Source organism: Microcoleus sp. Pol11C3 (assembly GCF_036701485.1).
Taxonomy (GTDB): Bacteria; Cyanobacteriota; Cyanobacteriia; order Cyanobacteriales; family Microcoleaceae; genus Microcoleus.
The window spans coordinates 1-9047 of the sequence record NZ_JAUBQW010000189.1; the positions used below are offsets into that span (position 1 = coordinate 1).

Sequence of the window (9047 nt, forward strand, 5' to 3'; positions counted from 1 at the left end):
CTGGCACATCTCTTGATGAAATTATTCGTGCTTATTGTGCATGAATAGTGTCTCATACTTATTTGAAATGACTATAATTAACAATTCCCCAATCCCCCAATCCCCCAATCTAAAATCTAAAATCTAAAATCTAAAATCTAAGTTTGTACCTCATCTATCTGATAAAGGCTATATAGCGGGGGTCATTTACCAACTCTATGGGGCGGAATTATCGCTGTTAGATCCCCAACTTCTTAAAAAAGTCAGGGTTCTGAGTGTTATGTTTTTTGATGGCAATCTACTTAGCTGTTTGCACAACTTTTCAAAATTGAGATCCCTCGCGAATTCGCCCGTTGTAATCAACTCTGATTCGGCCCTCTTGGGAAACCGTAACAACCGTTTCTACCGTATAGACAGACGAACCCGGCTTGTAACCCTTAAAAGTAAAAGTCCACGTTCCATCGCCATTGTCAACAAACGGCGATTCCTTAGAAGTACCGTGCATAGAAGCTTCAGCTCGATAGTTGCCTAAACCCCCATTAGCAATTTCTGCTGCTTGACGGGCTAAGTTTTTTGCCCGATTGAGTTCGATATTATTATTAATCACTCTCACGCCGTCGGTATCATATTCAGGAGCAGGATTAGCATTACTCAAGGTGGGGGAGACTCCAACGGCTAAAGTTGAGAGCGCTACCAGACAAGCAAGTCGGATGTTTAGTTCCATAATACAAACAGATTTATAGTTTGATAAAGTCTACGAGACTTGCCCTAAAAAACCCGGTTGAATTTTCAATTTTTAATTTTCACTTGTGAATCGGCTGGCGTTTCCTCACCGTTCAAATAACGGTAACTCATCCGAGAAATATCCCGAATTAATGCTTGAGCTGGCTTCTCCGTTTCCGGCGAATGCTTCACCATCACCGCCACCAAATAACGCTTACCGTTAGGCAAATCTACCATCCCCGCATCCGCAAGCATTGTATCAATGTTGCCGGTTTTGTGAGCAATAACTGAACCTTCGCCTAAACCTTTCGGCAGCAAAGAATCATTTCTAGTTTGGCGCATGATTTGCAAAATACGATCGCGCGATTTCACCGATACCAAATTCCCCCTATCGATCTGGGCTATGATATTAATCAAATCCTTCGGACTGGTAGTATTAGTTCCCTCCAAATCCGGCAATTTATTGCGGATAACCGTCGCCCTCAAACCCCAATTAGCAAAATACTGATTCAAAACCTCAGCACCTCCCAACAATTCAATCATCATATTTGTCGCCGTATTGTCGCTGACAACAATCATCTTTTTGGCCACTTCCAAAGCCGAATACTTCTTGCCTGGAGCGTCGTCTTGCATCTCCCCAGAACCGCCCACAATGTGTTCGGACTTCAGCGTCAGTATCTGATCTAACTTCACTTTTCCCTCATCTACTGCTTGGAAAAAAGCTACTAAAATTGGTACTTTAATCGTGCTAGCTGAAGCAAAAGCAGTATCCCCATTAAAATTTAGGTAGCTTCCAGTATCTAAATCGACTAGAAATATTCCGGCTGTCAAACTAGGATTTTCTGTTGCTAAAACCTGAACTTGCGTTTTCAAAGTGGCTAATTCTTGATTCAGTTGCAGCACTTCTCCCGTCACCGGTGCAGCAGATGCGCTGTCGCCTGCATCTGGGTTGTTTTGCCCTTTGGTGGTTTGTTCTTCTGTCACTACAGTCGATGCTCGACTCACAGCATTTACCACCGACAGCAGCGTACCGCAAATCACCGCTATGCCAACTCCCAAAATAAGCAAGCGAGTAGCATACACCAACGGCGGCACGCTCGCAGATGCTGGTCGTTTACCCGGCCTCTGGCTCGCTTGTGGGCGCGGTTTAGGCACGGGGGGTTTTTTTGCATCGGCGGGGATTACCGTGTCTGAAATGCGAACAGGAGGCGAACTGGGACGACTTCCACGGGTGGTAGGGGGAGTGGCTGTTGGGAGCTGGCTGTTGGGATTGCTGGCGATCGAACTCACATTTTCCCTATCCCGATTCGGGTTCGGAAACTCAAACATATCGACAGCAGCCAGACCTTTTTTCCCTGGTTGGCGAGTCTTCGACTGCGGAGTTTTGGTGGTTCTGGGTTTTCTGGGGTTAATTGCCGATCGGGGATCGGATAAAAAGTCTTGTGTAGTAAATTCTTCCGAAGATGTGGGAGAATTGGCTCCTATTCTGCTGCCGCGGCCCTGTTGTGGTGGCAAAGTCGCAGGTTCGGGCGATCGAATTTCTGAATTGCCGTTTTGCGGTTGCGGAGGGCGGCGGCGGCCCGAGTTGCCAGACTGACTTGCTTTGCCGGACTTAGGCTGCTTTGAGCCGGAGTTGGGAGAGGATATCGACGAGGATATCACCGATAATATCGATCCTTTGGGAAACCGCTCTGCCACGTCTTACTCCTTCATCACTAATGTAAAGTTCAAGTTTAAGATTTTTCAGCTTGCCAGCCAATCAATTTTAGATTTTAGATCTTAGATTTGCCCTAGACGCTGCATGGTATCAGCAACCGGGTTTATTGCTCGCAAATTATCGCAAAGCTTAGGTTTTTAGTCAAGAAACCCTGTTATGAAGGTGACAAGTGGGGGTAGGAAAGTTCTCTGTGAAAAAAATCCTCAATCTCACATCCCCAATTATCCGCATTTCTCCTAGCTATCCGTTGGATTTTCTGGTAACGCCCCATCCAGAATATCAGAATTTGCCTCTGGTGAGTAAGTTTTGATGGCCCATTCTGTTTGCCGGATGACGCCCCGCAGCATGGCGACTTCATCCACTGTCGGATAGGCCCTGGTGTACAAACGCCGAAATTTTTCCATCCGGCTTGCTGCTGTGTGCGGCTGCAAATATCCTATTTTGAGTAACAGCGTTTCTAGTTGCTGGTAATATCCCTCTAAATTTTCCAAGGGAGCACTGGCGAGGGGAATTGAAAGATTTTCTGTCTGGCTGGTGGCAAGTTTTTCTGGGTAACAAGTTGATAAATTATCTGTGGCATCGGGTATTGAAGAGGCATAGCCTCTGGATATGCGTTCCCCGGCTGAGCCTGGGAACGAGGCATCTTCTTCTTCCTTCCCTATTCCTTCTTCCCTCTTCCCTCTTCCTTCTTCCCTATTCCTTCTTCCTTCTTCCCTATTCCTTCTTCCTTCTTCCCGGTATAGTTCGTAACAGCAGATAGCGACGGCTTGGGCGAGATTTAGGGAAGTGTAGGCATCGCTGCTGGGAATGCGGATCAGGCGTTGAGCCCGGTTTAACTCGGCATTGGTCAAGCCGCAGTCTTCTCGGCCGAAAATGAGGGCGCTGGGGGCTTCTAGGAGCCAAGGCAAGGCATCTGCGGGTTCTTCTAGTTGTGTTGGCAACGATCGACTATCATCCCCTGTAGTTGCGATCGCTCTGACACACCCAACCAAAGCAGCGGGCAAACTCTCGACTACTTTGGTAGTTTCCAATATGTCGGCCGCGCGAACAGCCATCAGTCGGGCTTCTTCCCCTAAATGATCGCACTGGGGATTTACCAAAACTAATTGGTGCAAACCCATATTTTTCATGACGCGGGCAACAGAACCAACATTCAATGGGCCTGCAGGTTCGACTAAGACGATTCGGATGTTGGCGTCGGCCGTTTCGAGCATTTTTATTTGGGGAGGTGTTAGGCAGAAATTGGTTGTTTTGTTTGTTTTGATTAAAATTTAATCGGTAACTAATGTAATGTCCAAATTAGCATGGCCAAGCAACGATCGAAATCTGATTTACCCACAAAAATGTGCCCGGTGTGCGATCGACCTTTTACTTGGCGTAAAAAATGGGCCGACTGCTGGGATGAGGTCAAATACTGCTCCGAACGTTGTCGTCGCCGCCGTTTCGCCGCTCAAGATTAAGTATTTAGGGCAAGTTGCTCGATCAAAGCTAAGATTGCAAAGGAAAAATATTAGGTATTAGGTTATAAATTATGGCATCGCAACAAGTGCAACCAAAGCTAGTTATTCACGGCGGTGCGGGCAGTTCTCTACATAGTAAAGGCGGAATTGAGGCGGTGCGGAAATCACTTTACGATGTTTTGGAGGAAGTTTATCCGCTGCTGAAAGACGGTGCAAGTGCCGTAGATGCAGTGGTGCGGGGCTGCCAATTGTTGGAAGATGACCCGCGATTCAATGCCGGTACTGGTTCTGTGGTGCAGTCGGACGGTCAAATTCGGATGAGTGCTTCGCTGATGGACGGTTTGATGCAGCGTTTCAGCGGGGCGATTAATGTTTCTCGTGTTCAACATCCGATCGAACTTGCTCAATTTTTGCAGCATTCGGACGATCGAGTTCTCTCTGATTTTGGCTCGGCGGAATTGCTGCGAGAACTTCAATTGCCGATTTACGATCCGATGACGGATTTGCGTTTGCACGAGTGGATGCAGGAACGCCAAGGCAATTTTAGTAAAGCAATGGCTGACGTGGTTGCCGAACCGGCCGGTGTGGGTACGATCGGAGTCGTAGCTTTGGATGTGCATGGGCGCTTGGCTGCTGGGACTTCGACTGGTGGCAAGGGTTTTGAGCGCATCGGGCGGGTTAGCGACTCGGCGATGCCGGCGGGAAATTACGCTGCTGAAAGTGCGGCGGTAAGCTGTACGGGGATTGGCGAACACATTATGGACGAGTGTTTGGCTGCGCGAATTGTGATTCGGGTAACGGATGGTTTGAGTTTGAAAGCTGCTTTTGAGCGTTCTTTTACTGAAGCTGACGAACGTCAACGGGATTTTGGCGCAATTGGAATTGATGCTAGCGGGGCGATCGCTTTCGGCAAAACTAGCGAGGTGATTTTGGGTGCTTTTCACAATGGTATGGAAATGGGTGATACTTTGGAAATGAGCAAGGGAACGCTGATTTTTATTGCTTAAAAGGCCGATATAAATTGTCAGTCTGCGGTTCAGATACCCGACTTTTTTAATAATTCGGGTATCTCGATCGGGGTTAGTTTTATATCAAATTCGGTGGCATCATAATTGATATTATATCAATTCCGACCGAGACCCGAATGATATCAAGTCCGCGCTTCATCCTCGGGCGTAAAGTCTAATCAAGCTGCCCACAAATAATTCGCGCAATTTTCATTTTTTGACCCCTCCTTCTACAGTCAACAGTCAACAGTCAACAGTCAACAGTCAACAAGCACGGACGGTGCAACCGGAATCGATATTCTTAAATCCGCAGTTGCCAAAGTTTAACAGTACCATTCTCCCCGCCGCTGACGATAGTTTCACCCAAAAGTCCGATCGCCACCGCAGACACAGGGCTAGAATGTCCATCTAAAGTGTGCAGCAACTCGCCGCGAAGATTCCAAAGTCTAACAGTTCCGTCAAAACACCCCACTGCAAAGTATTTCCCATCAGGGCTAATTGCGGCGGAAGTGATGCGAGTTCCTGTTTGCAGCGACTGCAATAATTCGCCTGTTTGCAAATTCCACAGCTTGATAGTTTGGTCTCCATGACTGACAAGAATTTGGCTATCGGAAGAAATCGCTACATAATTTTCGCTGCCAAATGTTCGTCTCACTTCGCCTCCCGGCAATTCCCACAAAGTGACTGTGGCGCGACAGAAACCGCTGGCTGCATTGAGGCCGCTGGCTACTAGCATTCTGCCGTTGGGACTCAGGGCGCTCGCACTTATATCATCCCCTTGATAGCCTTCTAAAACTTGTAGCAGTTGGCCGCTGTTGAGGTGCTGAAGCTTGATTGTGCCGCGGGTGGTGCCGAGCCAAAATTTGCCAGTCGGGGCTGACGGCGACGGATTCGTGGCGGTGCACGTCTGCCAAACGCTTCAGCAGTTCGCCGTTTTGCAGGTTCCAGAGTTTAACTGTGCCCGCGCGTGATCGTGTCAGCAGCGTTTTGCTGGCGGGGCTGAAAGCAACTAGCAACACGGCTGTTGAATGTCCGAAAATCGTCTGCTGCAGTTCCCCGCTGTGCAAACTCCAAATTTTCACTGTACTGTCGTCAGAACCCGTTGCGAGGAATTGTCCGTCGGGACTGATAGCTGCAGACAAAATCCTGTCTGAATGGTGGAGAGTGGCTTTTAAGATGGCGCCGGTTGAGGTTTTTGGCTGCGTTTTATATCCGGCTATTTCCAGCCAGTCGATCGCATCTCGCCAATTTTTGAGAGCATTTCTAGGCCGATTTGTCAATAATTCTATATATCTGTACAAAGTTTTTGACAAATCAACTTCTACACCTTTGATTTGTTTGTTAAGAAAAACCGCAATTTCGGCTGGGCTGTAGCCGCACAGCAAGCCGCATAGGTGCCGCTTTTCTACGGGTGTCAGCCCTCTTCTGGTGTGGGGGGCGAATTCTTGTTTGGCATTTGCCAAGTCGGTGTAAAGCTTTTGGATGTCCCAGCCGTTGCTTGCCCGTGCAAATGGTTCTTCGGGTCGATCGAGGGTAGAGGGTATCATTTGCGGCTGTCGCGATCGAGTTCCTAGTCAAATTCCTAACCAAAATCCTAACATTCGCTGTGCGCGATCGAACTGTTGTCACCGCTAATCTATTTTTGGCGTTGCTGATTTACGGTATGAAAGGCTAACTATGCCCGTCATAGAAACCAGTATTCACAAAGCGTTTGGATTTTTAACTTATTTTTTTCATACCCTGATTAAGCAACACCCTATTTTTAATACAACAAACAGGGAATGAGTTTCAGGCTGAAAGTTCGCCTAAATCCTTACCTTTACAGTTTGCCAAACAACCATACATCAAGATGAAACTCTTGTGGGGTGGGCAGGAGAACCCGCCATCAAAATATAATTATGACTTTTCTGAACTTAATTAATGAAATTTATGAATTGACCTTAAAAGAAATTTGTTGAAGAATTGTAGTTAAGAGTTTTTCTGTACCTTTACAGTTTGCCAAACAACCATACATCAAGCGGAGAAATAGAAAATGTCTGGAATTGCGATCGGCTTATTTTTCATCCTAGGTTTAGTTTTAAGTCTTGTTGGCTATTTTTGGGGATTAGTTCAAGCTTTTGGAGAGGAAACTATTTGGGGAGTGCTTTACTTGCTTGTTCCCTTTGCCTCATTGGTTTTTTATATCAAAAATTGGAGCAATACAAAAATCAGAAAGACATTCTTAATTTAATGTGCGGGATTGCTAATGTTTGTATTGGGAGGCATTACTACTTCAGTATTCTATGGCAAAAATTTTGTAAAAACCTCTGACTCTGGGCCGAATGTAGAGCAGGGATATAATGAGCAATCGCCCTCTTCTTTTGCTTCGGATTTCAACACTTATCCATCACTCTATCAAGAGTTATCTCCTGCTTTCGAGTCATTTCCTGCTTCCGCAGCACCTGTTGCTGAGCCTAATTCTGCTCCTGTTGCTGCTCAAGATTCTGCCTTTAAACAATCGATGAAACTCGGCTATACCTACTACGGGCAGGGAGACTATCAAACGGCTTTAATCAATTTTAACAGAGCTTTACAGATACGTCCGGGCGATGCTTATGCTGTCAAGGCTGTTGACAACACCAAAAGTGCGATCGTCCAAAGAATTGTCAAATAATAATCCGTACATTGAAAATTGCAGACAGCGGATAGATAGAGCAATCCTAAATCATTTGTATAATTCTTGTAGGGGCAAACCCCCCGTGGTTGCCCCCATGAGGCTGGGGTAGGCACTCTTAGCACTACCCCTACATATTTGTACGACTCCTGCAAGCATTGCTATAAGTAATTAACATTGTTTTTAAACTCAACAACTAAACTAATGAAAATCCTTAAAAAAACACCAACTAAACTAACAATTAAAACCGCGAGTGCCTGGGATGGTTTGCTATTAATTTTTCCCTTCATCATCATTGGATTATTGCAGATAATTTTAGCATCAAATTGGATAGGTGGAGGCATATTTCTGTTATTTTCGCTGTCTTTGTTGGACGGCGCGATAGATGAAACATACATTTTTGATAAAACTTTTAGCACAATGACTATTAAACGACGGGGTGTGTGGCTTAATGATGTTACCGAATGCTCAACTCGCGAGATTTCTGCGGTGGAATTAGAGGAAATAGCAGATAGCGAGGGAAATCGCAGCTATTATGTTGATTTGTGGATGTTCGGGGGCGATATCATCTGTTTAAGAAGCTATTCACTAACAGAACAATATAAAATGGCTGACTTGATTCGCAGCTATATCTCGATTAGCGATAATCGCACGCTTAGCAATGTATTTGCCCTACAAATCCGTGAATCGTAGCTATAGCAATCCTTGGAGGAGTGGTAAACTTTTTACCCCACCCCAACCCTCCCCTTATCAAAAGGAGGGAGTAAGAAATTCACAAATGATTTAGGATTGCTATATCCTGTAGGGAATCGCCCAAATTAATAACTAACGATAATTAAGTAGGCGCAAATAAACCGGACTATGTAACAAAATGTAAACCTGTACTCACCTGGGTGATTACATTCCTAAGTAAGTCGGCGCGAAAAAACGCAACTATGTAAACGATGGTAAAGTCTCCAAATGCTCTCTACTGGCTGGGTTAAAGCTGTTTACATACTGTTACATTATTCGGTTTAATCCCGCCTACCTACTTACGGAGGGCGAAGCTAACGTTTCATTCCCCATAACATAATTAATATATTTTTAAGATTCATCTACTTTAAATCACGGAAAGCTGTCTTAAACTCAGCCGCAAGTATACTCGAGATATTTGTTGTCCGCGAGACATTTTAGTGCTAATCCATTAACAAAATAAAAGGGGTCATGGCAAAGGACGACTTCAAATAATAGATAAGTTAACAATTCGGCTCATCCGGGTCAGGAAGTCGATCTGTAGCCTCATTTTTGGAATCAAAAGGTGAGATAAATGAAAATAATCAAGCAAACAGCAAGTGAATTAATAATTCAGACTCAGAGTATATTTGATTTTTGGTTACCTAGTTGTTTATTGATGATATTTGGACTGATATCGCTGACTTTTGATTATCATAAAGCAACCCTGAGCTGCCAGCGATTGCAGGCAAAACAAGGAAAGTGCCAGATTGTGCGATCGAATTTACTGGGTTCAA

At 45.4% G+C, this 9047-nt stretch carries 10 protein-coding genes and 1 pseudogene; 6 read left to right on the forward strand and 5 right to left on the reverse strand.

Annotation, left to right across the window (positions count from 1 at the left end; all coding sequences use genetic code 11):
- Positions 1 to 301: 301 nt before the first annotated feature.
- The 3 genes from QUA40_RS26180 to QUA40_RS26190 form a co-directional block, all read right to left on the reverse strand.
- Complete coding sequence (locus QUA40_RS26180; protein ID WP_333131294.1) at positions 302 to 703, reverse strand: hypothetical protein; 402 nt, start codon at positions 701 to 703, stop codon at positions 302 to 304.
- Between the two features lie 65 nt (positions 704 to 768).
- The gene (locus QUA40_RS26185) at positions 769 to 2364 is read right to left on the reverse strand and encodes a serine hydrolase (protein WP_333131296.1); all 1596 of its coding nucleotides are present in this window, start codon (positions 2362 to 2364) and stop codon (positions 769 to 771) included.
- Positions 2365 to 2655: 291 nt separating this feature from the next.
- Positions 2656 to 3633, reverse strand: coding sequence for an RNA methyltransferase (locus QUA40_RS26190; RefSeq protein WP_333131298.1), 978 nt, complete (start codon positions 3631 to 3633; stop codon positions 2656 to 2658).
- Between the two features lie 90 nt (positions 3634 to 3723).
- Here QUA40_RS26190 and QUA40_RS26195 point away from each other — a divergent pair, with 90 nt between their 5' ends.
- Together QUA40_RS26195 and QUA40_RS26200 are read left to right on the forward strand one after the other, a co-directional pair.
- Positions 3724 to 3879: a DUF2256 domain-containing protein gene (locus QUA40_RS26195; RefSeq protein ID WP_333131300.1), complete on the forward strand. Its 156-nt coding sequence runs from the start codon at positions 3724 to 3726 to the stop codon at positions 3877 to 3879.
- A gap of 71 nt (positions 3880 to 3950) precedes the next feature.
- Positions 3951 to 4886, forward strand: coding sequence for an isoaspartyl peptidase/L-asparaginase (locus QUA40_RS26200; protein WP_333131302.1), 936 nt, complete (start codon positions 3951 to 3953; stop codon positions 4884 to 4886).
- 301 nt (positions 4887 to 5187) lie between these two features.
- Here QUA40_RS26200 and QUA40_RS26205 read toward each other — a convergent pair whose 3' ends face one another.
- Together QUA40_RS26205 and QUA40_RS26210 are read right to left on the reverse strand one after the other, a co-directional pair.
- Positions 5188 to 5622, reverse strand: coding sequence for a WD40 domain-containing protein (locus QUA40_RS26205; RefSeq protein ID WP_333131304.1), 435 nt, complete (start codon positions 5620 to 5622; stop codon positions 5188 to 5190).
- 34 nt (positions 5623 to 5656) lie between these two features.
- Positions 5657 to 6433 (reverse strand): hypothetical protein, encoded by a 777-nt coding sequence (locus tag QUA40_RS26210; protein WP_333131306.1) that lies wholly within the window; start codon positions 6431 to 6433, stop codon positions 5657 to 5659.
- A 485-nt stretch (positions 6434 to 6918) separates the two neighbouring features.
- On the opposite strand from QUA40_RS26210, the gene QUA40_RS26215 reads away from it, so the two are divergent.
- The 4 genes and pseudogenes from QUA40_RS26215 to QUA40_RS26230 all read left to right on the forward strand — a co-directional run.
- Positions 6919 to 7116 carry a hypothetical protein gene (locus tag QUA40_RS26215; protein WP_333131308.1) on the forward strand — a complete coding sequence of 66 codons (198 nt, stop codon included), beginning with the start codon at positions 6919 to 6921 and terminating at the stop codon, positions 7114 to 7116.
- 15 nt (positions 7117 to 7131) lie between these two features.
- Complete coding sequence (locus tag QUA40_RS26220; protein ID WP_333131309.1) at positions 7132 to 7539, forward strand: hypothetical protein; 408 nt, start codon at positions 7132 to 7134, stop codon at positions 7537 to 7539.
- A gap of 204 nt (positions 7540 to 7743) precedes the next feature.
- Positions 7744 to 8232 (forward strand): hypothetical protein, encoded by a 489-nt coding sequence (locus QUA40_RS26225; RefSeq protein ID WP_333131311.1) that lies wholly within the window; start codon positions 7744 to 7746, stop codon positions 8230 to 8232.
- Positions 8233 to 8845: 613 nt separating this feature from the next.
- Positions 8846 to 9047: pseudogene (locus QUA40_RS26230) on the forward strand (hypothetical protein); the annotation flags it as partial.